This is a genomic window from Priestia sp. SIMBA_032 (assembly GCF_046535215.1).
GTDB lineage: Bacteria > Bacillota > Bacilli > Bacillales > Bacillaceae_H > Priestia > Priestia aryabhattai.
On sequence record NZ_JAWRXD010001282.1, the window covers coordinates 1 to 247 of the forward strand.

Genomic DNA, 247 nt, shown 5'->3' on the forward strand with positions numbered 1-247 from the left:
GGCATACCGTATTAGCCCGGATCGCAGGTGCCAGTTCGGCGGCCAACGCGCGCGTCAGATTCAGCACGCCTCCTTTGGATGCAGAATAGGCGGTCCGATCCGCGGAATTAGGCAGCAGCGACTGACCTGAGCCAACGTTGACGATGGTCGAACTCGCTGACGTCTTCAACCAGGGAAGGGCGGACCTGGCAAGGATGTAAGCGCCGGTTAGATTGATGTCTATCACTCGCCGCCATTCGGCGACTTC

At 59.5% G+C, this 247-nt stretch carries 1 protein-coding gene; it reads right to left on the bottom strand.

Annotation, left to right across the window (positions count from 1 at the left end):
- On the bottom strand, nucleotides 1-247 hold a 247-nt coding region (locus SB717_RS38455; RefSeq protein WP_410908470.1), incomplete at both ends, for an SDR family NAD(P)-dependent oxidoreductase.